The sequence below is a fragment of the Bdellovibrio bacteriovorus genome (assembly GCF_025558485.1).
Lineage (GTDB): Bacteria > Bdellovibrionota > Bdellovibrionia > Bdellovibrionales > Bdellovibrionaceae > Bdellovibrio > Bdellovibrio bacteriovorus_G.
Genome location: NZ_CP102930.1, coordinates 2,347,432 through 2,372,415, shown reverse-complemented (window position 1 = coordinate 2,372,415; position 24,984 = coordinate 2,347,432). Strand labels below are relative to the sequence as shown.

The following is a 24,984-nucleotide window of genomic DNA, read 5'->3' as shown; positions in this document are numbered from 1 at the left end:
CAATCGGAGACAGACTGTAGGGACCTAGGAAGGTCCTTTTTTGTTTCAAAAATAGAATATCTATAAACACGATTACGTGTGATCAAACAAAATTTTGACTAAAAATATTCGCCGTGTCTCAGGCTTAAGCATTGGAATATACTGAGTAATCTCATTGAGGTCGAGTCGTGAGAGCTTTTTTGAAAGGGCTGTGGTATCCTAGTTATATCAAATACAGGAGCTTTCTCCTGTTCGCTTTTTAAGTCTTTTTTGTCGACTGATTCAAAAAAAGATCTCTCGGGGATTCACCCGAGCACGGGGAAACAAAATTGAATAGACAAAAGAAAGGGTCGAGATGCGACAGGGTGTCTTATGGCATACGTGTATCTTGCAGCAGCAATTATCTTTGAGGTTTTTGGAACGATCACGATGAAGTACTCAGAGGGGTTTACAAAGGTGCTCCCATCCGTGCTCACAGTAGCATGTCATGGAATCTGCTTTATAAGCCTCACTGTAGCCTTGAAGTATCTTCCAGTAAGTAACGTCTATGCCATCTGGGCGGGCGTGGGAACGGCGCTTATGGCGTTCCTGGGCTTGGTTATTTTCAATGAGCCTCTGCCACTTCAGAAAGTATTGGCAACATCCCTGATTATTCTGGGGGTTGTTATGCTGAATCTGGGGGATGGCAAAAAAACAGAAGAGCAAGTGGCTAAAGTGGAAGCGAATATTCCAGCCATTCCTGCCGCTGTTTCAACAGCTCATTCAGATCAACCTCGCAATGCTGGTTAATCCGTTACGGATAATCGAACAAAGCAAATCGCTGGCTGTAAAAGGATCAAATGCAAAGGAGAGGTGCAAGCCTCTCCTTTGACTATTTTTTCGGAGTTTGGATTTTTTCTTCCACAAATTCACTTAGAGTTTCAAACGGTGTTTCCTTGCGTGAAGCATAATGCAGAAACTCTGTCAGAAGGCCTTTCAGGCGTTCATCCTGCTTGGGGTCCAGTAGCTGTTCTTTGTCGTCAAAGGCAGTGTCCGCCTTCGCAAGGCCGAAGTATTCCGGATAAAGATATGTCCCAAGAATATGAAAAGGTGTGCGGGCGTGAATGTTACCGCGAATGCCACCTAAAGCTCCTGGCGAGGCTCCGATCAAAAGAAACTGTTTCTTTGCCACTGGAAGTGGCTTGATACGGGAAACCCAATCCAGAGCGTTCTTAAGCGTTCCGGGGATACTGCCATTGTATTCAGGGCTGGAGATAATAATGGCATCGGCCATCTGAATTTTCTGAGCCAGCTTTTGCACGCCTTCCGGAATGCCCTTAGAGGATTCCAGATCCCCATCATACATCGGCATCGGGAAATCATTGAACTCACACAGGTCCACTTCGCAAAACGGCAGGCCGCGCACATGTTCTGCGGCGATGCGAATCAATTTTTTGTTGTAGGACCCCTGGCGAAGAGACGCTGCAAAAAGAAATACTTTCATTGGGGACTACTTTTTCAGAATGGATTTTTTCAGGTTCGCAACACCATCATCAGATGGTTTACCCAGCCAAATAGCGAAGACTTTTTCGATAAAGCCTGCCGGGCCTTTGATTTCGGAAACGTTGCCGGCTGTGGTTTCATAGAAAATGGACTCAGAGCCATCTTTCAGTTTTGCCCCCAGAATCGTCAGCGCTTTGCCGTCTTTGGCTTCGCCCCCCTGAGAAACGGAATCCAGGAACTGTTTTACTGCGGCATCTTCCAGACTGATGTTATTGGCCTTCAAGGCCTCTTTGAAGGACTTCTGAACATTGTCCGCATCCACGTCACGCAGGAAGTGCAGTTGGATGGCCACGGCTTGCTGATCTTTCAGGGAGCCCAGAGCTTCCGCGTCTGATTTTTTGAAGCTTTCAGTATTGCTGACGAAAAGCTGGCCGACGTAAACTTTCACGTTAACGAAGACAACTTTTTTTGCGCGCAAACCTGCGCCCACGGAAGTCAGTTTTACGGATTCATCGGCCACTTGAGCTGTGGCGGTATTGGACAGAGTGACTTTTTCAATTTTTTCACCGCTGCCCTCAGGAGTCAGAAGAGCTGCGGAGGCGTGTACGGACAAAAGAAGGGTGGCAAGTCCTGCGATAAGGTGCTTCATGGATGATCCTTTCTCGATATAGTCCAGATAGGATTGGTTGGAGGGGGGGGAATTGTCAACCCGTAAAAGTTTTGTTGGCAGGCGGAACTTCAGTACATTAAGCTTCTAAATACGCGATGTTAGATACCAAAATGCCACCTCCCATGTTCAGACAAAAGCTGGAGCTTCTGATCCTTTCCGGGAATGAAAGGATTTTGAATCGCGCCAAAAACATCGTGTCCCGTTACTTCCTGACATTTCAGCATCTGGCGTTCTCTGAGTTGGAAAAAGGTGTCCCTTCTGAGCTGATGCGTGCGCAGTTGGTGCTGCTTGATCAGCAGGACAGTGAGTCCTTGCAGGATTTTGCGGCGCGGGTCGATCAGGTTTTGCACGCACTTCCGCGTTCCCGTCTGGTGACGGTGATGGCGCCGTCTTCTTCGCGTGAAAATCTGGCGGGCACAGTCAATAATCGCGTGACGCCGCTTTCGCAGGCGGAGTTTTTTCAGACGCTGAAGTTTGAATACCTTTGTCTGCATCGCTGTCGGGCGCAGTATTTCGATATAAAAATCAGTGATCTTTTCCCTATGACGTCCGTAAGCTTTCCGGTGTTCATTCGGTTGTCTTTGAATCAACGTTATGTGGCGGTGACACATTCCAAATCTGTCCTGTCTGATGATCGTTATCAGCGTGTTTCCGCAGCCGGTGGCGTTTATATCCTGCAAAAAGACAGCGATAAATATGCCCAGTACGTTGCCAACTACTATGACACTTCCGGCAAAGGCATGAGAATGCGGGCACGGGCGCAGTTTCTGGTGCTTTATCAGGCGTCCTTGAGTCTGAATGAAATTTTACTTTTTGATTTTAAATCATCCTCGCAGGAAAGTTTTGCGCAGGCCTATGAATCCCTGCAGAAGGCGGGCGAGGAACTGTTGAAAGTTTTTGAAAGTGCAGAGGAGCTTTGGGATCTTTTCCGCGAGTCATTAACCGGGGACTTCTATTGTTTGTGGCGGGCACCGTGGATTGCTGTGTATGCAGCCTTGATTTCCAAACGCAGTGGGCAGGGGAACCCCGTTGTAGTCCTGATGGCGGGTTTGCTGACGGATGTGGGGTTGTTTGATGTCGAGGAAAAACTCAGTCGCGCCTACTTGTTGGGCGAGGGTGGAACGCTGGGGGACAGCTCGGATCTGCCGCAGGCTTTTGGCTATCACCCTGTACTATCCCTGAATCGCTGTCTGGCCAAAGGGGTGCCGGTCAGTGAAGAAATTAAAACCGTGATGGTCTGCACCCATGAGCAGGCTGACGGCAAAGGGTTTCCCAACCAGGTCCCTGCCGATAAGCTGCCGGTGGAAGCTCAGATTTTGATGTTTGCTGAAAAAATCGATCAGGCCGTTCTGACCACGATGCAGGAAACCGGGGTGGGGTTCCGTTTCTTAAAGGAAAAACTTTGGGAGAAGGAAAATCAAAAGGCGGATGTCTTTTCCGCCGATTTTTTAGCGGCCATTGCAGAGTCTCTCATTTAGCTGGAGTCAGGAAGAGAGCTTGCCGGCTTTAAGGGTCTGACCTTCTGCTTAAGGGCAGATTTCGATCAATCCACCCAAGGGCATTCGGGCAAAAATTTCTTCAATCTCAGAGTTGGTGACAGCCATGCATCCTTTGGTCCAATCACGAGGATGACGGATCAGTTTGCGTTTGACCCAGTTATTTGGAAGGCCGTGGATCATAATGCTGTCACCGGGATCTTTGATGCCATTTTTATGGGCTTCGGCTTTGTCTTTGCGGTTGGGGTAGTTAATGCCCAGGCTTAAGTGATACTCACTTTTTAGATTTTTAACCTCAAAGATATAGCGACCTTCCGGAGTCTTTTCGTCGCCTTCTTTCTTTTTGTGACCCATCGGATTGCCACCCAATGCCATAGTGTAAGTGGCAAGGATCTGCTCCTGACGCATCAGATGGATCAGGCGGCGCTTCTTATCAACCAGAATCAGGTCCGCTTCGGCATCAAGGGCCGGACGATCCCAGCGGGCTTTGGCGGCGAACTCTGTCAGGCGGGGGCAGTAGCTGGGAAGTGGGGATTCTTCGAGGCCGATTTCCAGCATTTCTTTTTCTTCCGGACTTAATGCCACCCAGTGGTCTCCATAGACGACAGCACGGGCTTCAGAAAAAGCAAAGAAAGACATCAGAACGCAGCACAAGAGTTTCATGCCCTCCATTTCCCACGAAAGACAAAGTGGCGCAAGGAATTGACACCCTTTGTAAGAAGTAAAATCCTTTGCCCCGGTTGCAGGTTTTGCCTTTAATAAAAGGGCTAAAAAATCCCAAAAACAGAGGAGAGAAAAGTGCTTAAAAAGATGGCGTTGGCCTTGTGCTTGATGACAGTAGGATTCACCGTTCAAGGTCAGGCGAAAGAGTTGACCAACCGTTTGGGTGTGGGGGTGAAAAGTCATTCCGCCTTGAATCTGCCACAACTGGCAGCGACTTATTACTTCGCGCCGGACATGGCTTTGGCGGGTGGTTTGGGTGTTGATACTCAGAAAGATTATTCCAAGTTCGCGTTCAATGCGGGTATTCGCCGCGTGGTTTTCAAAGAAGACAATATGAACTTCTATATGGGCGGTTCTGTGGGCGTTTTGAATGAAGAAATCGCTGGCAATAAAGAATCCGGCTTTGAACTGAATGCTTTGTTCGGTGGTGAGTTCTTCTTCACAGGTCTGGATTCCCTGGCGTTCACTTTTGAAGGTGGTGTGGGTGTTGTTTCCATGGACAACGTTCGTTTCAGAACCATTGCTGACAGCCCGTTCAGTGCCGGTATTATTTTCTATTTCTAAAAAGCTCTTTAAGGAGAAACACTTATGAAAAAAGTTATTCACACAGACAATGCACCTAAAGCAGTTGGTCCGTATTCGCAAGCGGTTCAAATGGGTGATTTCCTGTTCTGTTCCGGTCAGATTTCCATCGACCCGAAAACCAATGAAGTTTTCACTGGTGACGTTAAAACTCAAACTGAGATGGTTTTGAAAAACATCGAGGCGGTTCTGGCAGCAGCAGGCATGAAGTACGGTAATATCGTGAAAACCACGATCTTCCTGACCAGCATGTCAGACTTTGCCGTGGTGAACGAGACCTATGCCAAGGCGTTCACGGAAGCTCCTCCAGCACGTTCGACTGTGGCTGTGGCGGGTTTGCCTAAAGGTGTAAACGTGGAGATCGAAGTCATTGCGCATCGCTAAGTCCCTGCTGAAATCCCGCTCTTTCTGGGCACTGCTTCTGCTAAGTGGAGTGGTGCTTTATCGCTTTGTGGATGAGTATCACAAAGTGCAGGGCGAGAAAATTCAGTCATGGATCAAGACCCCAACCGCTGACTGTGCTGTCGTTTTAACCGGTGGCGCAGGACGGGTGCGGGAGGGGTTTGACCTTCTGGCCAATCAGAACGTCAAGAAGCTGGTTATTTCCGGCGTGTATTCCAATGCGCGTTTGCGCGAGATCATGCCGGTGTGGCCTTTTTACGGCAGCTTAAGTGAAAACGATGTGGTGCTGGACCGTCGTTCTGAAACCACCTACGGAAATGCACAGCAGAGTCTTCCGATTGTGGAGGCCTTGAAGTGCCGGGATATTTTACTGGTGACATCCCGTTTGCATATGTATCGCTCTTATCGGACGTTCCGGGCCACTTTCCCGGAAAACATTTATATCGAAAAGCACGCCATTATCGGCGGACGTTTTGAATCCTCTGTCTGGGAGTCGGGGTTTGAGGCCCTGAAATCCTTCTTTTACTCTCTCTGGGCTTACTAAAACCAGACCTTCGACTTAAGATCCTTTTCTTGTTTTGATCCGATAAAGACCCTAGAAATCGAGGGTGGATCATGACTTCTTTACTGGCGCATATAGACTCGCTAGGAAGATCGGTAACAAAAAATGTGGAGTACACGGCGCGTGTTCTCCTGATGGTCTATCTTTCTCTTCGTGCCACGATCATGGACCGCACTCAGGGGTTCCGTCAGATCGTCGGCGTTATTTCGGCACAAATCTATTTCACAGGCTGGCAGGCTTTGCCGCTGATTTCGGTTCTGGCTTTGGGAACCGGGGCGATCATTCTTTTACAATCTGTCTCTAATCTTTCCATGCTGGGGGGAACCCAGATGATCGGGAACTTCCTGATCGTGATGATCGTGCGGGAAGCCGGGCCGCTGTTGGTGGCACTGGTGGTGATCGCGCGTTCAGGAACAGCCGTGGCTTCGGAAGTCGGGAACATGCGCGCCAATCGCGAAATTGAAGCGTTGGAAAGCATGGGGATCAACCCGCTGAGTTTTATCGTTTTCCCGCGGGTTTTGGGCGGGATTATCAGCGTTCTGGGGCTGGCGTTTTATTTCAACTTCATCGCCCTGATCGGCGGCTTCCTGGTGACGCGTTTTATTCAGGATCTGCCGCTGGCATTTTACACGGATTCCTTGATGCGGGCTTTTGCCAAAGAGGACGTGCTTATTTTCCTTTTAAAGAATGGATTCAGCGGAATGATTATCTTTGTGGTGTGCTGCTATCAGGGCCTGTCCGTGAAGCGCAGTCCACACGAGGTGCCGCAAGTGACGACCCAGGCGGTGGTGAATAGCATCATCTTTGTGGTTGTCTTTAATCTGATTGTTACAGCTTTGTTTTATCTAAATCAACTTCGCAGTTTAGGGGTGGTCTGATGAAAATCGAAAGTCTTAAATTTGAAGGCGTGTCTTTTACTCATGAAGGGCAGGAGCCTATTGTACAGAATGTGGAATTCGATTTTCCCATGAATGAAATTCTATGGGTGAAGGCTGAAGAAGGTGCCGGCAAAAGTTCTTTGTTGCAGATTCTGGCGGGCTTACAGATCCCGCAATCCGGGAAGTATCTGATTAACGGTGAAAATGTCGTGGACATGTCCTTTGAGGAGTTTTTGCCATATCGTTTGAAGATCGGTTATTCCTTTGATTACGGCGGACTGATTAACAATCGCACTTTGTATGATAATTTAATGCTGCCACTTTTATATCATAAGGTTTTAACGCCAGAAGAGTCGAAAGCTCGCGTGGAGGCGATGATCAAGGAATTTGGCATCGAGAAATTTGCCCAGGAAAGGCCGGCGCATGTGCCGGGCCGTATTCGCAAACTGACATGTCTGATGCGTGCCGTGGTGATGCAGCCGGAAGTGTTGTTGCTGGATGATCCGAGCGTGGGGCTGGGGCAGGACAGTGTTTATATTTTTGCAGATCATATTCATCGCTTGCGCAAGGAAGGCTGGCTGAAACATGTTTTCATCAGCTCTTACGATGAAAAGTTTATGAATCTTTTCAACTATCAGATCATTCACCTGGATGAAGGCCAATTGTACTTCCAGGCAGTGGACCCTGAGAAAAGAGTTGTTCACCTATGAAAGTAAAATTCAACAAGTTTGAAAGAGTGGCGGGCTTGTTCGTGATGCTGGCTATCTGTGGGGTGATCCTGACAGGGGTCAGTGCGGCGATCAAGCAGGGGTGGTTTGAGCCCAAGGTGCGCTACACAACAACTTTTGAAAACGCCGATGGTATCCATCAGGGAACTTTGGTGCAGATGGCGGGCTTGCGGGCCGGGGAAGTGGAAACTGTGGAGCTGGAAAGCGACAACCGTATTCGGGTCAGCTTCTATGTTCTGGGGAAATTCCAAAACCGTGTGCGCGAAAACAGCACTGTGCAGTTGATTCGTCCGTTTATTATCGGGGAGCGTGTTCTGGAGCTGACCGTGGGTGGTGAGGAATATGATGTGATCCCTGATCTCAGCGCCATTAAGTCCCTGGAGACGGTGGATCTGATGACGCTGATGAGTGGTAAACATCTGAATTCGTACTTAAGTAAACTGGGTGGAATTTTAGAGAGCGTGCAGGTTCTGGTCGATGCATTTGCCGACAAAAGCCGGGCCGAAAGTTTGGTGCGGGTGATCGACCGTATGGACCCTCTGGTGAAGAATCTGAACACCATGTCCATGGAAGTGATCAAGCTTTCCAAGCAGGCCACGCATGATGATGGAGTTCAGAAGCTGGTGGGAAATCTTGCCGTGACCACGCGTGAGATTAATAAAATTCTGCCGGAGTTGAATGAAGCCAACCCTGCCATGGCCAAGGATCTTGCTGTGATGACTCAGAATCTGGCAGTGATGACCCGCGCTTTGGGACCTGCGGTGAAAGAGGTTGAAGGTGAACTTCCCGGGGCCAGTGTGCGTCTGGTGCAGGCTCTGAATGAGACAGTGGTGGTGCTGAAAGCCATGCAAAAAAGCTTCTTCATGCGAAGCAGTGTGAAAGAAGTTAAAGAAGAAGAACAGGAACGAGTTCCTGCCAGTCAGAAGTAAGAAGCGTCCCACTCCGGGACGCATTACAACTCATCAAAATAATTTAATTACTCTTTAGCAATACTCTGGACGGCACGATAAGACTTATGCTCGTAAGGGCAAGGGGAAAAATCACTATGCGTCTGTTGTTTCAGATCGTCGCATTGCTGTGTTGTGGTTCATCTGTCTGGGCTGAAAGCGGCAAGATGGTGTCTGTGGCCTTTACTCGGGGGCGTCCACCCTATGTTTTCACGGAAAAAGGACAGCTGCGCGGGATCGAGATTGATCTGACTCGCGAAGTGTTGACCCGTTTGGGGTACAAGCTTAAAGCCGAAGCCCTGTCACCTTATCGTATCGAGGCGGAAGCCAAACACGGGAAAAATTTTGATGTGGTGATCGGAGCGCCGTTTTCAAGCGATGGTGCGCGCTTTTACAGCAAGCCTCTGGTGAAATTTGAAAATGTCGCGGTGGTTTTGAAGTCGAAAAAAATCCAATTAAAATCTGTCAAGGACATGAACGGCTTGAGAGTCGGAGCCTGGGTGAATGCCGGGGACAGTCTGGGGCGGGATTTTCATCGCCAGTACTCTCCGCGTATTTCCGGGGAGCCTGTGCGGAACTATAAAGAGTTTTCCAAACAGGACGAGCAGTTCCGGGCCTTCTGGGAAGATAAGATTGATGTGCTGATTATGGATCGCTATATTTTTGGCTGGTTTCGCATGACTCAGGCATCCGATGCTGATGTTCTGCGAGATGTAGAGACTTTTTCGATTTTCCCGGACCCAAAATCCACATCTGTGGCCTTTGGGGATCAGAAAATGCGCAGTGCTTTTGAACTGGAACTGGGGAAAATGCGCGAAAGCGGTGAATACGATCGGATTGTACAGAGTTATGTCGGAGAAAAGCTTGCCGCCATGTTTAAAACCACAGAAAAAACTCACTAACATGCTTGTGTGCGGCTTCCCAGCCGCCTTATGATTCTAGGATGCTGGTTGGGCATCTATTCCGTCATTTTATTTTTTCCAAACGAGCCGGGGCGCTGGTGCGCCGTATTGCGTGGCTTTCGATGGTGGGAATTTCTATCAGTGTGACGGCCTTTTTGGTGGTGCTGTTTGTGATGAACGGTATGAATGGTAGCATTCGTCAGCGCATCTTGGGGCTGGAACCGCATTTGTATGTTCAAGTTGCGGGTGTGGGAACATCACAAGGGCTTGAAAGTCATCCGGTCTTTCAGCGCCTGAAGGAAAACCCTGAAAATCGCGCTTATGTTTATGAATCCATGGATGTCATTATCCGCAGTCAGGATGGGCAGTTCCGTGGTGGAATTGCGCGGGGTGTGACTCGCGAAAGTCTTGAGCACTTTATTGAACAACTGCAAAAGTCAGATCGCAAGAGCGGGGATCGCAGCTCTCCAGCTTATTTCTGGGACCCACAGGATGTGCCTGGGCAGGGTGAAGTTGTGGTTGGCGTGGATCTGGCGCAATCACTGGGGGTTTTTGAAGGGGATTTCCTGACAGTGGTGTCTCCGTCGGGTTTGTTGTTGCCTCCGGGAGAAACACCTAAGTTTGAACGGGTGCGCATTAAACGTATTGTCACCACCAGTCTGCCGGACCTGGATAGCCAGTACATCTATTATCAAAGGGGTGAGGCGTTAAATGCCCTGGTTGGTGAGGGGATGCGCAAGAGCGGTATAGAGGTCTGGTTACACAACGAAAAAGATGTTTTGTCTGTTCGCGATGATCTGGCGAAGTTTGAAGGCGTCAGTGTGGAAACGTGGATGGATCGCAATTCAGCTTTGCTTTATGCCCTGAAGCTGGAAAAGCTGACCATTGGAATTTTCCTCGGGCTGGCAGGAATGATCGCAGCCAGTTCCATCATGAGCGTGCTGGCTCTGCTGTTGTCACAGAAAAAACGGGATATTGCAATTTTGCGCGCTATTGGTTTTTCGGCTCGTCAGACGGTGATGACGTTTACCCAGATCGGGTTTTTCCTGGCGTCGATCGGTGTGGTGACCGGAACTATTTTAGGAACGGGCATCAGTTTGTATATCCAGTACAATCCGATCAAGTTTTTGCCTTCGGATATTTACTATGATTCTTCCATTCCGGCGCTGGTGGATTTCTGGCTGGTGCTTGGGGTTCTGGCGGTCAGTGCGCTGATTGCGTGGTGGGGATCTTATATTCCAGCAAGAACGGCTGCCGAAGTGCAGCCGTCCGATGCTTTGCGAATGAGATAATTTTTAAAAACTAAACGCTGACCTGATGGTCACGAAGAGCGTCTGTCAAAGATGTTTTAAGATCTGTGCTGGCTTTGCGTTTACCGATGATCAAAGCGCATGGCACGCCATAGTTACCAGCTGCAAATTCTTTCATCTGAGTTCCCGGGATCACAACTGAATTTGCAGGAACGCGGCCTTTGTATTCCACTGGAGCTGAGCCTGTCACATCAATGATCTTGGTGCTGGCAGTGATCGTCACGCCCGCGCCCAGGACAGCGCCTTCTTCAATCACAGCACCTTCAACCACGATACAACGGCTGCCAATAAAGGCATTGTCTTCAACAATGACCGGAGAAGCCTGGATAGGTTCCAGAACGCCGCCGATACCCACGCCTCCGGAAAGATGCACGTTTTTGCCGATCTGTGCGCAGGAACCCACTGTGGCCCAAGTGTCCACCATCGTACCGGAACCCACATACGCACCGATGTTCACGTAAGAAGGCATCAGGATCGCGCCTTTTTCGATGAAGCAACCTTTGCGGGCTACGGCTGGAGGAACCACGCGAACGCCGTCCTCTTCGCTCCACTGTTTGGTGGGAATTTTATCATAGAAGGCCAGATCCCCCGCAGACATCGCATCCATTTTTTGAATGCGGAAATAAAGCAGGATGGCTTTTTTGATCCATTCATTGGTGATCCATTGACCGTCCTGTTTTTGGCAGACGCGCAGGCGACCGGCATCCAGGCCTTCGATAGTTTCAAAAACAGCTTTCAATTCCTGAGTGCTCAGTTGATCAATGCTTTTTCCGCCTTGAACATCAGCAAAAATCTGGATGACTTCTTGTTGCATGGGGTCTCTCTTTCTATTTAAAAACTATTCCAATACTTTTAGGGATTCCAGGATCGCCGGGACGTGAATCTCGATGATCTTTTCCGCGGACAGGCCGCGTTCGATTTCGTAAGTCAGCGTCGGGCAGTTTCTTTCCAGACCGGAATACGTTCCCAGACAGCCCGGAGTCGGGTAACCAATATCGTCGTCAATCTTATAACCTGTCATTTGCGCCAGCACTTCTGCGACCTTGCGGCAATCGCCATTTACGTTCAAGACCGGATGCCAGGAATGCAGGGAAAGAACATAGATCGGTTTTTTCTGATCCAGATAAGTCATCAGGCCGTGATTTTCTTTTTCACTTCCGGCAAAAGGCCCCGGATGATAGCGCGGCGTTTTGACTTCCGGAGACCAGTCTTTCGTGGGCAGGTTGCGATTCAGATCCACACCATTGCCATTGCCACGGGTTTTGAAGATGACGCCTTCAAGATTAAACTGCGGGACCAGAGTCAGATTCAGTTTGTAAGGGAAGGCTTGCATAAAGTGCTTCAAAAGCTCTTGTGCTGCGATGACGCCTTCAACTTCGTCGCCATGGACACCGCCCAGAATCAGCACTTCAGGGCCGCCATTGTCAAAGTGATAAGCCGGGACCGGAAGACCTTTGGAAGTGTAAGTAAAAATGGAAGTTTTCATGACAAAGTATCCTTCTTGGGCCATCATCTTAGCACGAGGTTTTTGTGGAATACATCAATAATGAATTGTGTCTTGGCCCGTTAAAAAAGCCGCTTTTGCCCCTTGTGGCAAACTATATGCGTCCGATCTATGTTTATGATCTGGATTTTATCGCGCAAAGATTCAATGCCATGGCTGCGGCTTTGAAAGGGGTTCGCCTTTTCTATGCCATGAAAGCCAATTCAAATCCGGGTGTTCTGCAAAAACTCAAATCCCTGGGGGCTGGGGCGGATGTGGTTTCTTTAGGGGAAATCAAACGGGCTTTGGAATGTGGTTTTCAGCCTCAGGATATTGTTTATAGTGGTGTTGGAAAAACCAAGTTTGAAATCAGTGAAGCCTTGAAGCTGGGTATTTATCAGATCAATGTGGAAAGCCTGCCGGAGTTGGAGCGCATCGGAAAGATCGCGCGCGAAATGGGAAAGAAGGCCGCGGTGGCTTTGCGTCTGAATCCGGATGTGGATATTAAAACACACCCCTATATTGCGACGGGCTTGAAGGACAATAAGTTCGGAATGGAACTGTCGTTGGTGCCAGCATTGGTGGATTGCCTGAAAAGCTTTACTGACTCGATTTCTTTGGTCGGTGTGAGCTTACATCTGGGGTCACAGATGCTGGAGTTCTCGGGATATGAGGAAGCCCTGCAGCGTCTGAAAAAAGTTTTTCTGCAACTTAAGAAAGAGTTTCCGGATCTGAAAAAATTCGATTTTGGCGGTGGGCTTGGAATTTTCTATGATCGTGCGGATCTGGAATTGGAGGAGTCTCTGTTGCGTCAGTATGCCGAGATCACACTGAGGACCCTGGCCGATTTGAACTGTGAGTTGCAGTCAGAACCCGGGCGTTGGCTGGTGGCTCATTGCGGGGCTTTGATCACTCAAGTTCAGTACATCAAGGAAACATCGGCGAAGACTTTTGTGATTGTCGATGCGGGAATGAACCATTTGATACGTCCGTCCTTGTATGAGGCCAGTCATCGTATTGAGCCGCTGAAGAAGGGCCCTGCGGCGGCGGTGGTTGATGTTGTCGGACCGATTTGTGAGTCCTCGGACTTTTTTGCCAAAGAGCGATCTTTGACGACTGTGCAAGAAGGTGATTTCCTGGCGATCATGGATTCCGGGGCGTACGGGTATTCGATGGCCAGCATCTACAATCTTCAGGAACTTCCGCTGGAAGTTTGTATTTAGAAATTAAACATCCACAACAGAGAACGCGTCGGCTTTGGCGGGTTTCAGAATTCTTTGTGCCATTTCAGTGAAGTGTGCAGACGAATCCGTGGTCATGATGTTGATTTTGCGGGATTCACCGCTTTGATTTTTCCCCAACCGTCCACTTTGCATATCGCGTGACAGCCAGCGGGCAATGGCTTCTCCGGAATCGACCAGTTCAATTGAACTTCCTGTGACTCGTGCGATGGAGTTTTTCAAAATAGGATAGTGAGTGCAGCCCAAAATTAAAGTGTCGATATGTTGTTGCAGCAAAGGGCTTAGGTAACGGAAGACAATCAGGTTTGTCACCGGATCAGAATCCCAGCCTTCTTCCGCCAACGGAACAAACAGCGGGCAGGCCTGATCAAAGACTTGGGCTGATGGGTCGATGGCGTGAATTTTATGGGTATAGGCCTGGCTGTTGACGGTGGCACGTGTGGCCAGAACGCCGATGCGTTTTCCACCGGAAAGTTCCAGCGCCCGTTGCGAACCGGGTTCGATCACATTGTAAATGGGAATGCCATCGATCTCTTTTTCAGAGACCTGACTGGAGGCCGTGTTACACGCAATCACGATGGCCTTCACATTTTGTTTTTCTAAAAACTGAATGATCTGTTCAGAGTACTTGCGAATCGTTTGGGGGGATTTGGAACCATAGGGCAGGCGAGCCGTGTCTCCGACATAGAGAAAGCTCTCTTGCGGGAATTGCAACGCCAGTTCCTTCAGAACTGTCAGTCCGCCAATCCCTGAGTCAAAGACACCTATAGGTCGAGAATCCTGATCCGCCATCGTCTTAGTTTTTCACTCCATGTGCGCGAGATTCAGAAATACCATTGGAAGACATTTCCATAAAGAGGGCTTTGTCTTTAATTTCAGCAATGCTGGTCGCGTTGATGTAGCTCATGCCGCTGCGGATGCCGCCAGTGACTTCCAGAATGACATCTTTAACGTGTCCCTTAACACTGACCTGAGTGGATTCACCCTCGGGAGCCATGCCCTCTGGAACGCCTCCGCGCCAGGAATCCTGAGCGGAGCGGGATGCCATGCCACGGTATTGCTTTTTGCCATTTTTGATTTCACCCGGAGTTTCAATCGTGCCGGAAAGCATGCTACCCAACATCACAGTGCTGGCGCCGGCCGCAAAGGCCTTGACCATATCACCGGAAGTGCGAATGCCACCGTCGGCAATGACGGGAACGCCATAGGATTCACCGATTTCCGCGCACAGAGCAATCGCAGTCAACTGTGGAACGCCACAGCCAGTGATAATACGAGTGGTGCACATGGAGCCCGGACCGATACCCACCTTGATGGCATCAGCACCGGCTTCGATCAGATCACGAGCGGCATCGGGTGTTGCCATGTTCCCTGCAATCAGATCGACCTGTGGGTATTGGTCTTTCAACCATTTCATGGTTTCCATCATCTGCACAGAGTGGCCATGCGCGATGTCGATAGTGATAATGTTCACTCCGGCATCCACCAGGGCTTTGGAGCGGGTTTTGAATTCTTCGCCCACGCCGACGCTGCCAGAAATAATCTTTACACCGTTTTCTTTCAGACGGCGGGCTTGCTCGGCTTGTTCTTCGATGGACAGGAAGCGGTGAAGAATTCCCAAGCCACCCAACTGGTTCATGGCAAAGGCCATGTCGTATTCGGTGACCATGTCCATGTTGGCGCTGACAATAGGGGTTTCGATAGAGAAGTTTTTGGTGATTTTGGAAGTCAGATGGGGATCGCGGCGAGAACGCACGTCAGAGCGGGCCGGGATGATCAGCACGTCGTCGAAAGTAAGTCCCTTGCCTCTGTTTTTGATGTCTTTCCAGTTAAACATGAGCGTCATGTCGCTTTACCTCACTTCTAAAAATATTAAACAGGATCTGAGTTGAGAACAAAAGCAGATAGGTGTCCAAAGCCGACAAGGCCAGGCTTTGCATCGGAGTTTTCCAAATCAGGCGATAAGCATCAAACAATGTTGTCAGCACACCCGGAATCAACAGATGGAACACGATCAAAATCGCCAGGACTTTAAACCAATGACGACGCACCACTTGAGCAGACCCCTTCAGCGCGTCCACGCGACCGTCATCGTAGTCCTTGGACGAAGTCACCACAAGAGGCACCATGGTGTACTCGATATATTTCCAGACTCCCGGCAGAATCAAAAGTAACGACCACAACAGCGTCTTTCCCCAGGACCTTAAGGTTTCAATATACATTTGGTTTAAATAGCGGGCCCAGAAGTCCTGAAGGCTTTTTTGCAGGCTTTCCAGATTGGCAAAAGCGAAAAGAGCGACACTGATTAAGAGCACCGGGAAGAAGATGCTGCTGAGGATCGAAAAGAAGCCATAATATATGACATTACTTTGCACACCCAGAGGGTCGCGCAGGGCATTTTCCATCTTCAGATTTAGGTATTGATCTATGTTGTTCGACAGGACGACCAGGGCGAACAGGGGCAAGAAAACTTTTTTAAAGACCTTCAGGTTCTCGGCAAAAAAATTCACTTAAGTATTTAGAGCCTTAAAGGGCTGGGGAGTCAAGCGGACTCTTGCCAAGAAACAGATCTGTTTGGCGCTGGGACTTGGCATAATAGAGATGGAGGCGCTTATGGAACTGCGAATAATGGTCACGGGGGCCACCGGAACCATGGGAAGCGAATTACTAAAGATCCTGACTCGTCAGGGCATTGATGCTGTGGCGGTCAGTCGGTCTTTGGAACGATTGCCCGCCGGAGTGCGGGGAATGCAGCTGCCCTTTGAGAATCGTTATCTTTTAGAGCAGGCCCTGCGCAATGTGGATGTCTTGGCCTTTATCCAACCGCTGTGTGAAGACATGTTAAAGCAGGCCGAAAACGTGATTGCTGCGGCTCGGGCTTCAGGGGTGCAGTTTGTCCTGAAGGTGTCGGGTTTGGGGGCTTCGCCAGTGTCGCCATACTTATTCCAGCGCATTCAAGGGGACGCCGATGAAATGCTGCAGGAGAGTGGTCTGCGCTACTGCATTTTGCGCCCCAATATCTACATGCAATGCTTTTTAAAAATACATCATGAGGCTCTGATGCAGGGGATTTTATATTTACCTCAAGGGGAGGGGCGTACCAGCTTTGTGGACGCGCGCGACGTGGCGGAAGTGGCGGCTAAAATTCTGGGTGATCCATGGCTGTATAATAAGAAAACCTTGGAACTGACCGGGGAAAGAGCCCTGTCCAATGCCGAGGCTGTTTCATTGATTGCACATTATTCGCAAAGGCGTTTGGCCTATGTGCCGGTGACAGACGAAGCCGGATTGAAATTGCTTAAAAAAAACGAAGAAAATGAATGGATGGTGCAGGCGTTGATGAGTCTGCATCGGGCCACCCGCAGTGGGGCTGTGGCCCCTGTGACGTCGGGGCTGGCGCAGTTTTTAGGTCGGGAGCCGCGAAGTTTTGAGACCTTCTGCGCCGATATGAAGCAGGGGTGGATGTTACCCCTGGCTCAGGAAAACTTACTCTGACCAAAGTTCGCGAACCTCAAGAATATTGCAGCGGGAATCCACCAGAACTTCATGGGCGGCATCGCCACCATGGTAGTTGGTGCGAACGTAGTAAACTTTGTCGCCGTTTTCCAAAGTCTTTTGGAACTCTGCCTGACGGGTTTGATATCCTTGTGCGCGGAAATGGTCTTCGATTTTACCAGTGCAGGAACGACCGGCAAAGCTTGTGGAGGACAAAAGGGCTGTAAGGGCAAACACCAAAGTCTTCATTTCAAAATCCTTGTTAAGGTTCTGCGCCTGATATACCGATCGGCGCGGGCATTTGCCAGTCAAGATTGTGTTTGGAAAGTCTTTCAATGACCTCAGTCGTCCAGATAGGATTTCAGCTCTTTCAGGTGATAGCTCCAACCCAGCTTGAAATCCTTCATGGCGGCCTTTTTAAGAGGCTCTGGCAGCGTTTCCCAGCCTGTGTGGGTCAAAGTGAGGATTCTTTCCTTCCCTGTATCTTCAATTTTCAGGGAACACTCTGTGACAGCTTCTTTGGGCCACGTCTTTTCTTTCCAGGTAAAGACAATGAATTGTTCTTTCTTAAGCGCAAGCACTTTGCCGGAAGCCAACTGGCGTTTTCCCGTGTCGTCTTCCCAGGGCTCTTTGAACGAGCCACCCACTTTGGGTTCCAGCACGACATCTTCGCTCCACCAGTTTTCCAGTTCGCTTTGGTCAGTCAGGGCGTTCCAGATCCAGCCGGCGCTGGCTCTGAGTTTCACGGATAGTTCGATGCTGTCTTTCATTGGGGGCTCCTACGGGAGTTGCATGGTGGCTTTGCATTGATCTTCTGACAAAAATTCCTGATTGGCAAAGATCTTGGCTTTTAAGAAGAAATACTTTTCTTTTTGCTGGGCAAGAAGCCTGCGACCATTAAAGCGATAGGCGACCACGGATTCAGCAAAGTCTTCCGACGGATTGAGCATACCGTATTCGGAAACCGCTTTTTCAGGTTTTTCCAGAACATAATCCCTGTAGTTATGTCCCTCGAAATTTTTTTGCACTTCCTTCCAGCCGCCAATGGCCAGCCATTCTGCGGAGGTGTCCAGTCTTTGGCGATAAGCCAGGGTGTGTCCCAGTTCGTGCAGGAGGGTCTGTTGACGTTCACCAAAGGGCAGTTCGTTCCAGGCATCGAAAATTTCCATGCTGGCATTGGCGATGATATTTTCGCCAAAACTGTAGCGCTGGCCGCGGGTGAAATGGATCAGGCGTTTGTTATAAACCACCGGATACAGATGCAGGGGATAATCCTGCAGGGCTTGCAGGATTTCATTAAGTTCGCTGGCAGACCATGCAGACGCTTTGGTGGTGCGCAGATGAGATCCGTTAAAGCCAAACTGCTTTAGCAGAAACAAAAGCTGCACACCTTCGCTGTTGCCATAGAGCTCTTTCATGGCGCAAAGAACCCGGGTGCAGGACGTGGTAAAGCGCAGCTCGGGTTTTCCGCGCAGACTTAAATCGTAGGTGTGCAGATCTGCAAAAAGTTGCAGCAGGGAACTATTTTCATTTTTAAAGGAAATACCGTGAAGAACCCTGGATTGAGAGCTGCCCGGAAGTTTCGTCAGGGCTTGTTCCATAAACTCTGCAGTCGGGGGACGCTGGGTTTTGCATGGGGCTTGCAGGACCTCTTCAGCGCTGGCCGCCCACCACGGAAGTGTTTCTGCGGCTTTGGAGGTCAGGCTCCAAATTATCAAAAATGCCGATAGATAAAGCCGCATGTATTTTCCCCTTAGCTTTGCAGAGTCTTAACATCGGCGCGAAAGAGAGGCAAAAAATCCGTCCAATGGAGAGAATTAAAGCCCCTGAAATGAAGTTTTTTCTGTGTCAAAAGCAGACGTCGCGGATTTGTAATCTAAAAATTATTTACAATCTGCCGAAAAGACCAATGTAGGGGGGCGCGTGTCTGAAGATAAACCCACGAAATCATGGAATCTGTTTTGGCCGAAAATTGAATCCCCAGGGGATGCGGAAAAAGCCATCAAAGGAGCTGCGGGTATTTGTGCTTTTGTGGCGGTGATGGGTTTTTTGCTGAGCCTTGCATATAAGTACGGTGTCCTGCAAATTCCGGCAGCCAAGGATTCCTGGTACAATGTTTTCACCTATGGACCACTGGCATATTTTATCTATGAAAAATCCAAAACGGCGGTGTGGCTGGCATTGGGTCTTTATTTGGTGGATCGCCTGCTGACTTTACCGCACACCAATGTCGGAGGCCTTTTTATTTCGGTTATCTTCACGTGCACTTTTATTTCGGCACTGCGCGGACTGAAGTATCTGGAAAAGAATCCCCCGGGGAAAGCGGGTGTAGAGTCCCCGGAATCAGACAGGAAAGCCGGTTAGTCCAGAAAGTGCGCTGGACTTTACGCAAGGAATCCTTGTTGGGGGCAGACTTTCTTGAGTCTGCCCCTTTTCACTTTCAGAATATCCCTTTAACTCACACCTAAGGGAGGTTTTTGAATGAGAAATGTGATTCTGGGGCTGGTTGTTGTGGCTCTGTTCAGCGGTTGTGTGTCGTCTTCCAAACACCGTGCGGAAGTGGACAAAAAGAACGAAGAGATTCAAAAGGAAAAAGAGGCGTTGAGCGCACTTTCCAAGGAAAAATCCCAGCTTGAGGAAAAGCTGATCTCTGTGACCAAGGATCGTGGTCAGTTGAAAAGCTCTTTGGATGAAATGAAGCAGGCCATGGAAGAAATGCGCCAGCGTCAGGCCGAACAAAGAAAACGCCTGCGTGAGTTTGAAGACCTGACAGCCCGCTTTAAAAAGCTGACTGATGCTGGGGCTTTATCTGTAAAAATTGTTGATGGCAAAATGGTTGTGAGCTTGGGTTCTGACGTATTGTTCCCATCTGGTTCTGCCAAGCTGTCAGCAGCAGGTCTTGAAGCGGTGAAGGAAGTGACAACACAACTGCAGGCGATCACGGGTAAGACTTATCAGGTGGAAGGTCATACAGACAATCTGCCAATCGCAACAGCGGCATTCCCGTCCAATTGGGAACTGGCTTCGGCGCGCGCCCTGAATGTGACTCGTGCGATGATTGATGCGGGGATGCCTGCAACACGCGTCAGTGCGGCAAGCTTCGCGGACACTCATCCGGTTCAAAGCAATGACTCTGCGGAAGGTAAAGCGGCCAATCGTCGCATTGCGATCGTGGTGGTGCCGGATCTTTCCACTATGCCGGGTTATGAAGAGCTGAACAAAGTCGGTGCACAGCAGGCGACAGCTCAAGTGAAAGAAAATCAATAAGCAGAAATAGCAATTGAAAAATGAAAGCCCACAGCCGAATAGGTCGTGGGCTTTTTTTATCCGTAAATGTTAAAGCTCGTATTCCATTACACCCATGGCGCCGTTGCCACTGATCGGGAAGACGATTCGTTCTGGCAATGTGGAATCCGAGGCTTTGTAAAGCATCGAGCGACCGGTGCAGAAGATGCCCGGTGGCAGTTGCACTTCATAAATGGGATAAGCTCCGGTCAGTTCCTGGTATTTGAAACGCCCCAGATTGTTACAGAAATAGATTCTGTTATTGAGCTTCAGGAAGCTTGTCATGATTTCACCGGGCAGGGTGGTGACGTCCTCGATTCCTGCACCGATCTTGATCTTACGAATGTAAGATCCCGCAGGGGCATCCACGCCTCCGGGCCAATAGCCGACATCGAAGATTGGCACCAGCCAGGAGTTTTCTGCAGGCAGGTACTGAGATGTGGCCTGCATATAGAACGTGGGGTAGCGATGCGCCACACAGCTTTCAGAAAGCGTGCCTTCAGGACACAGGTTGGGATGTGCGTTCGGGGACTGCTGACCGCCACCGTAAATATTGGTGGCCAGAGTTGTGGCAATATTGACAACCTTCGCAGCAGAACTGTACTGAGCCCCATTCCAGGTTTGTGCACCGATCATCAGGAGCTTGTTGTTGCCGCTGTCCTTTGCAAACTGCATGATCATGGGGTTGTAACCAATGCTTAAAGTTGAATAGTTGGCCGGAGTTGTGGTGGTCATCCACGTTGTTCCCGCTGTTGTGCTCATCAGATAAGTCCAGGTCTTTGAACTGTGATTCAGGCGACAGATGGTCAGGCCAAAGCAGTTGCGGAAGACATCCCCGGTTTCGGGGTCGGTGATCAGCATCTGCTGGTTGTTGTTCTGAATCCCCATCTTGAGTCCGGAGGTCAGGGCAGAGGCTCCGTCAGTGGCTTCGGTCACAGTGCCATTGCCACCCAAGTGCACCATGGAGTTGGCATTGGCACCGACAGACACTTCGCGTATTTTCATCGCATCAATGTCCTGAATGATGACATTGTTGGCCGGGCCATGGGCGATGTCCTGAATGGAGCCAAAGCGCGACTTCAGCGAAGGCCCGCCATCACCCTGATCTTTGGAGATTCCATACAAGGTGTAGATCTTGCCGTTGCCATTTTTTACGACGCGGATTTTTCCGGCTTCGATAAAGTAAATATCACCTGTGCGTGTGACAAAGGCGGCCTCCATACGAACAGGTGAATTGATTGCTGAAGAACCATCCGGGCTGATGCCCACGGCGTCGCCACCCAGAACGCGGGTCCAGGTGCCGTCGGCCTTATTCAGCTTTTTTACATCAAGTGTGAAGTTTGAGTAGCTGGTTTTATTGTAAATATATGTTTCGCCATCCAGAGAGGGCAGGATTCTTGGGGTGTTGGTGGTGTTCGTGTAAGGCTGAGTATAATAAGGGGAAATAAGTGATCCATCCAGATTGATTTTTGAAAAGCGGATGTTGGTGTTTCCCACCACGTGTTCGGCCCAGCTAAGATTCAAGTGCGTGGTAATACGGTTGATGTTCCATTGGGGCATATAGCCCAGCAAAGGGCGATTTGCAGTCGATAAAGAAACATCGGACCAGACACCAGTGATACCGTTGTAGCTTTGCCAGGTTCCTGTGCCTGTGGTTTGGATTCTTTCCAGGCGGGGACTGCTGAGGCTGCCGCGGTAAACAAGTAAAGAAGCTCCTTCGTCGTCAGCGGAAAAATAAAGATCTCCGTTCGGTGCGGGGACCAGCGGTCGCCCTGAGTCGGTGTTATAGACTGTATCGATTTTCAGATCACGCGGGTCCAAAATGATGTCGTTATTAAGGGTGCCCAGGACGTTGTCGTTGGTGCCTCCGATGATGGATTCAATAATCCATGGTGTGACATGGGTGTTGATCCGACGGATTTTTTGGTGATCGTATATCCAGATGTTGTCGTTGAAGTCCACGGCAACTTTTAAAATTTTAATGGCCTTGGCCAGACGGACCGGTCCACCGTCACCTGAATAAGTGCCGGAGTTAGTCAGGGTCAAAAGCACTTCTGTCTGTCCGGCCTGGGGATCAACCAGAACCAGACCGCGATTGTCGTTGACCAGTATCTTTCCATCAGACATGACGGCCATGCCGTAGCTCATGGCATTGGAATAGTAAGGTGGCGAGAATAAAGCACCGCGGGCATCGCCGCCGTCGCCGGAGTTAATATTGCCGGCAATGATGCGGAACTGAGAGGAATTGAACGGGGTGCTGAGCCCCACGCCGATCTGACCGTCGTTGTCTTTGGCAAGGACTTTAATAAAGAAGGATGTGCCTGAAGTATAGGTGTTGGTCCAACGCGCGCATCCGGTGAAATCCGCCGACAAAGCACAACTGCCATTCACGCCATTGTTTAGTCCTGTGGCGATGTTTGTGTAGTTGATTCCATCGGTGCTGGCTTGCAGGTCAATGGAAGTCACGGTGTTATTATCGGTGGCGTTCCAATAAATAAAGACTTCGCTGCCTTGATTGACGATGGTTTGGGAACTAAGCGGGGGCGAGAAGGGGGCGCTGGTATTCGCGGCCAGAACATAAGAAACCTCAGGGATGGGATTTGGACTGTAGGTGATCGCAACATAATCTTTCCCGACCACGGGCGAAGCGGTTTGCACGGAGATATTTTGTTTTCGGTCCATCACCCACAGATGGATGTTATAGGTGCCGCTTACCGGTGGCAGAAGGACGTACTTATAGTCGCTCACGACAACATTGTTCGACGGAGCAACGCCAATATCCTCCAGAGAAATCCAGCAGGAGTCTGCGCTATTTACAGGAGCTGAATTGGTTGTCTTCAGACAGAAATGGGTTGTGGCCGTGTCGGCATCCTGAGTGGCAAAGGAAATATCCAGAACACTTTTGATGGTTGCTGCAGGCGTGGTGCTGCCATTGATCTTAAACAGGGGTGAGGTGATAGTGGGCGGGGCGACGTCATTAACGATTGTGAAAGTGTTTGATTCAGCGGTTGTGGTCAGGCCGCTGTTGTCGGTTACGGCGACGGAAATTTTTTGTCCCGCGCCAACAGTGCTTGGGGAATAACCGACTGACATCAGGTATTCACTTAGAGGTCCATTTTGACCGACAGTGGGCGTGGCGATGGTGGACCAAGTGCTGCCGTTGTACCATTTCACAGTGACGACGTTGGACGAATTGATCGCGGCTTCGGTGATTTTCCAGGAAAAGGCATAGGCTATTCCTGATGGCAGTGGGTCAGGGACATTTGTGATCTGAATTACCGGAGCTTGAGAGTCATAGTTTAGATTAATGCTTGTGGATGGGCTGATGTTGCCCGCTTCATCGCGGAAGAAGAACTTCACCGTGCGCAGACCATCGGCTCCCGCCGTCAAATCCCAGATGTAGTTGTCGGTGACGACAGAGCAGGCTTGCCATCCTGCGGTGGCTAAGGTTGGTATGGTTCCGCTTTCAGTGATATAGACGTAGGTGGCGTCGTTGCAATCCGAAAGTGTAAAGCTGGCATCGGGATGAGAGTCCAGAAGATGTTTGGCTGTGATTGTTGGGGCGACAATGCTGGTGTCCTTAATCACGGATTGAGAAGCTGAGTTTGTATTTCCCAGAGCATCTTCTGAGCTCACTGTAAATGTTTTGTTTCCGTCAGCACCACTGAAGACAACAGTTTTACTGAAGTTGCCATCCAGCGGACAGGTCATGGAATAAGGAAGACCGCTGTCGTCCCCACTGATGACAAGGGTGTCACCCGCATCGCAGCTTCCCAGAAGTGTGTAGCCGTTTTGGTAACGGCTGACCGTGGGGGTGCTTAAGCTTAAGTGTGAGGCCGTGTCGATGGTCAGCAAGCTGGAGGATGTTGGAACAGTTTGATAATTTCCTGCCAGGTCCCGGGCAAGGGCACAGATTTGATAAACGCCGTCCGAAGGGATATTTAAAGTATAAGAATCCCCTGTGCTGAGTTCTGTTGAGGCGATAAGATCCGCCAGACGCGTGATGCATAGTTCATCTTTTACCGCGAAAACTTTAAAGTGAGAAGAGTCTGCGGGAAGGATAAAGCCGACGGTTCGGTCGCTGGTGGAAGCGGAAGGACTGGGTGTCATGCCAGAGAAAGTGATACTTCCTGAGGGGGCGATGGTATCTTTTGTTGTGGAGGCAAACGCCACCATGGTTTCATTGTGAGCAGCATCGCTTTGTTTTGCCGTCAGATTCAGTGGCCCTTCGGCGGCTGAAGTCAGATCCAAAACCGCAGAGTAAGCCCCGGACTGGCAGGTCAAAGTCATCAGCGGGGTGGCGTTGAGGAAAAGAGCGACAGGAAGGTCTTCTTCACTGCATGTCCCGGCAATCGCTACCGTTGGAGCGGCCGTGGCATTCAGATATGGCGCGGGAATGTTGGTGGTGACCGTTACAGAGGGGGCTGTGGTGTCTTTGTGGATGGTCTGGGTGGTTTTGTGAATGACTCCGTTGCCGTCGGCTTGTCGAACCTCCAGTTCCAATATTCCATCGGGCCATGTGGAAGTGTCGATAATCACGGCATACTGACCCTTGATACATTTTTCAGTTTGCTGGCTGCCATCAGGAAGTTGAATAGTTACCGGGTAGTCGGCATCACAACTGCCGGAAAGTGAATATTGGTTCGGAACCGTGGTGTTGATCAGAGTGTCGCCCACGATGGAAGGGGCGTTAATATTTCTGGATGACAAAGAAACATTCATACTGCAACCGCCAGTGACGAGCGCAGACAACAGAAGAGTTGCCTCTATCCATAGATGAAAAATGACCTTGGGCCGCAACGTTCCATAATAGATTTTC

General features: G+C 49.7%; 26 protein-coding genes. 14 read left to right on the top strand and 12 right to left on the bottom strand.

Annotated features, from left to right (window positions below):
• Positions 1-351 precede the first annotated feature (351 nt).
• On the top strand, positions 352-768 hold the full coding sequence (locus EZJ49_RS11670; protein WP_262552322.1) for a DMT family transporter: 417 nt from the start codon (positions 352-354) through the stop codon (positions 766-768).
• Between the two features lie 82 nt (positions 769-850).
• Here the strand turns inward: EZJ49_RS11670 and EZJ49_RS11665 are convergent, their stop codons facing one another.
• On the bottom strand, positions 851-1,462 hold the full coding sequence (locus EZJ49_RS11665) for an NADPH-dependent FMN reductase (protein WP_262552321.1): 612 nt from the start codon (positions 1,460-1,462) through the stop codon (positions 851-853).
• Positions 1,463-1,468: 6 nt separating this feature from the next.
• The gene (locus EZJ49_RS11660) at positions 1,469-2,110 is read right to left on the bottom strand and encodes a chalcone isomerase family protein (RefSeq protein ID WP_262552320.1); all 642 of its coding nucleotides are present in this window, start codon (positions 2,108-2,110) and stop codon (positions 1,469-1,471) included.
• A gap of 143 nt (positions 2,111-2,253) precedes the next feature.
• On the opposite strand from EZJ49_RS11660, the gene EZJ49_RS11655 reads away from it, so the two are divergent.
• A complete protein-coding gene (locus tag EZJ49_RS11655) occupies positions 2,254-3,609 on the top strand; it encodes an HD domain-containing protein (RefSeq protein ID WP_262552319.1) in 1,356 nt (451 codons plus the stop codon).
• Positions 3,610-3,657: 48 nt separating this feature from the next.
• On the opposite strand, the gene EZJ49_RS11650 is transcribed toward EZJ49_RS11655, so the two are convergent.
• A complete protein-coding gene (locus tag EZJ49_RS11650) occupies positions 3,658-4,290 on the bottom strand; it encodes a murein L,D-transpeptidase family protein (RefSeq protein ID WP_262552318.1) in 633 nt (210 codons plus the stop codon).
• A gap of 135 nt (positions 4,291-4,425) precedes the next feature.
• Here EZJ49_RS11650 and EZJ49_RS11645 point away from each other — a divergent pair, with 135 nt between their 5' ends.
• The 8 genes from EZJ49_RS11645 to EZJ49_RS11610 all read left to right on the top strand — a co-directional run bounded on the left by EZJ49_RS11645 (position 4,426) and on the right by EZJ49_RS11610 (position 10,643).
• The gene (locus EZJ49_RS11645) at positions 4,426-4,914 is read left to right on the top strand and encodes an organic solvent tolerance protein (protein ID WP_262552317.1); all 489 of its coding nucleotides are present in this window, start codon (positions 4,426-4,428) and stop codon (positions 4,912-4,914) included.
• 24 nt (positions 4,915-4,938) lie between these two features.
• On the top strand, positions 4,939-5,316 hold the full coding sequence (locus EZJ49_RS11640; protein WP_262552316.1) for a RidA family protein: 378 nt from the start codon (positions 4,939-4,941) through the stop codon (positions 5,314-5,316).
• Positions 5,303-5,878: a YdcF family protein gene (locus tag EZJ49_RS11635; protein ID WP_262552315.1), complete on the top strand. Its 576-nt coding sequence runs from the start codon at positions 5,303-5,305 to the stop codon at positions 5,876-5,878. The genes EZJ49_RS11640 and EZJ49_RS11635 overlap by 14 nt, the downstream gene beginning before the upstream one ends.
• Before the next feature lie 71 nt (positions 5,879-5,949).
• Entirely contained in the window at positions 5,950-6,774 is an 825-nt protein-coding gene (locus tag EZJ49_RS11630; protein WP_262552314.1) for an MlaE family ABC transporter permease, read from the top strand.
• Positions 6,774-7,484 (top strand): cell division ATP-binding protein FtsE, encoded by a 711-nt coding sequence (locus EZJ49_RS11625; protein WP_262552313.1) that lies wholly within the window; start codon positions 6,774-6,776, stop codon positions 7,482-7,484. The genes EZJ49_RS11630 and EZJ49_RS11625 overlap by 1 nt, the downstream gene beginning before the upstream one ends.
• A complete protein-coding gene (locus EZJ49_RS11620; protein ID WP_262552312.1) occupies positions 7,481-8,431 on the top strand; it encodes an MlaD family protein in 951 nt (316 codons plus the stop codon). Before EZJ49_RS11625 ends, EZJ49_RS11620 begins: the two co-directional genes overlap by 4 nt.
• A gap of 116 nt (positions 8,432-8,547) precedes the next feature.
• Entirely contained in the window at positions 8,548-9,351 is an 804-nt protein-coding gene (locus EZJ49_RS11615; protein ID WP_262552311.1) for a substrate-binding periplasmic protein, read from the top strand.
• Between the two features lie 41 nt (positions 9,352-9,392).
• On the top strand, positions 9,393-10,643 hold the full coding sequence (locus tag EZJ49_RS11610) for an FtsX-like permease family protein (protein WP_262552310.1): 1,251 nt from the start codon (positions 9,393-9,395) through the stop codon (positions 10,641-10,643).
• Positions 10,644-10,653: 10 nt separating this feature from the next.
• On the opposite strand, the gene EZJ49_RS11605 is transcribed toward EZJ49_RS11610, so the two are convergent.
• Together EZJ49_RS11605 and EZJ49_RS11600 are read right to left on the bottom strand one after the other, a co-directional pair.
• Positions 10,654-11,475, bottom strand: coding sequence for a 2,3,4,5-tetrahydropyridine-2,6-dicarboxylate N-succinyltransferase (locus tag EZJ49_RS11605; RefSeq protein ID WP_262552309.1), 822 nt, complete (start codon positions 11,473-11,475; stop codon positions 10,654-10,656).
• Between the two features lie 24 nt (positions 11,476-11,499).
• Positions 11,500-12,147, bottom strand: a complete 648-nt coding sequence (locus EZJ49_RS11600; protein ID WP_262552308.1) for a succinylglutamate desuccinylase/aspartoacylase family protein — start codon at positions 12,145-12,147, stop codon at positions 11,500-11,502.
• Between the two features lie 44 nt (positions 12,148-12,191).
• On the opposite strand from EZJ49_RS11600, the gene lysA reads away from it, so the two are divergent.
• The gene (gene lysA / locus EZJ49_RS11595) at positions 12,192-13,367 is read left to right on the top strand and encodes a diaminopimelate decarboxylase (RefSeq protein ID WP_262552307.1); all 1,176 of its coding nucleotides are present in this window, start codon (positions 12,192-12,194) and stop codon (positions 13,365-13,367) included.
• A gap of 3 nt (positions 13,368-13,370) precedes the next feature.
• On the opposite strand, the gene murI is transcribed toward lysA, so the two are convergent.
• Genes murI through EZJ49_RS11580 form a run of 3 tightly spaced genes read right to left on the bottom strand, consistent with a single transcriptional unit; the run spans position 13,371 to position 15,895 of the window.
• Entirely contained in the window at positions 13,371-14,177 is an 807-nt protein-coding gene (gene murI / locus EZJ49_RS11590; RefSeq protein ID WP_262552306.1) for a glutamate racemase, read from the bottom strand.
• A 4-nt stretch (positions 14,178-14,181) separates the two neighbouring features.
• Positions 14,182-15,231 (bottom strand): guanosine monophosphate reductase, encoded by a 1,050-nt coding sequence (locus EZJ49_RS11585; protein WP_262552305.1) that lies wholly within the window; start codon positions 15,229-15,231, stop codon positions 14,182-14,184.
• Entirely contained in the window at positions 15,215-15,895 is a 681-nt protein-coding gene (locus EZJ49_RS11580; RefSeq protein ID WP_262552304.1) for a hypothetical protein, read from the bottom strand. Before EZJ49_RS11580 ends, EZJ49_RS11585 begins: the two co-directional genes overlap by 17 nt.
• Positions 15,896-15,998: 103 nt before the next feature.
• On the opposite strand from EZJ49_RS11580, the gene EZJ49_RS11575 reads away from it, so the two are divergent.
• Positions 15,999-16,880, top strand: a complete 882-nt coding sequence (locus EZJ49_RS11575; RefSeq protein WP_262552303.1) for an SDR family oxidoreductase — start codon at positions 15,999-16,001, stop codon at positions 16,878-16,880.
• On the opposite strand, the gene EZJ49_RS11570 is transcribed toward EZJ49_RS11575, so the two are convergent.
• The 3 genes from EZJ49_RS11570 to EZJ49_RS11560 form a co-directional block, all read right to left on the bottom strand.
• Positions 16,872-17,129, bottom strand: coding sequence for a hypothetical protein (locus tag EZJ49_RS11570; protein WP_262552302.1), 258 nt, complete (start codon positions 17,127-17,129; stop codon positions 16,872-16,874). The genes EZJ49_RS11575 and EZJ49_RS11570 overlap by 9 nt on opposite strands.
• A gap of 92 nt (positions 17,130-17,221) precedes the next feature.
• A complete protein-coding gene (locus tag EZJ49_RS11565; protein WP_262552301.1) occupies positions 17,222-17,650 on the bottom strand; it encodes an SRPBCC family protein in 429 nt (142 codons plus the stop codon).
• Between the two features lie 9 nt (positions 17,651-17,659).
• Positions 17,660-18,622, bottom strand: a complete 963-nt coding sequence (locus EZJ49_RS11560; RefSeq protein WP_262552300.1) for a hypothetical protein — start codon at positions 18,620-18,622, stop codon at positions 17,660-17,662.
• Positions 18,623-18,803: 181 nt separating this feature from the next.
• On the opposite strand from EZJ49_RS11560, the gene EZJ49_RS11555 reads away from it, so the two are divergent.
• Positions 18,804-19,244: a hypothetical protein gene (locus EZJ49_RS11555; protein ID WP_262552299.1), complete on the top strand. Its 441-nt coding sequence runs from the start codon at positions 18,804-18,806 to the stop codon at positions 19,242-19,244.
• 117 nt (positions 19,245-19,361) lie between these two features.
• Positions 19,362-20,147: a flagellar motor protein MotB gene (locus EZJ49_RS11550; protein ID WP_262552298.1), complete on the top strand. Its 786-nt coding sequence runs from the start codon at positions 19,362-19,364 to the stop codon at positions 20,145-20,147.
• Positions 20,148-20,216: 69 nt separating this feature from the next.
• Here the strand turns inward: EZJ49_RS11550 and EZJ49_RS11545 are convergent, their stop codons facing one another.
• Entirely contained in the window at positions 20,217-24,917 is a 4,701-nt protein-coding gene (locus EZJ49_RS11545) for a hypothetical protein (protein WP_262552297.1), read from the bottom strand.
• Between the last annotated feature and the right edge of the window lie 67 nt (positions 24,918-24,984).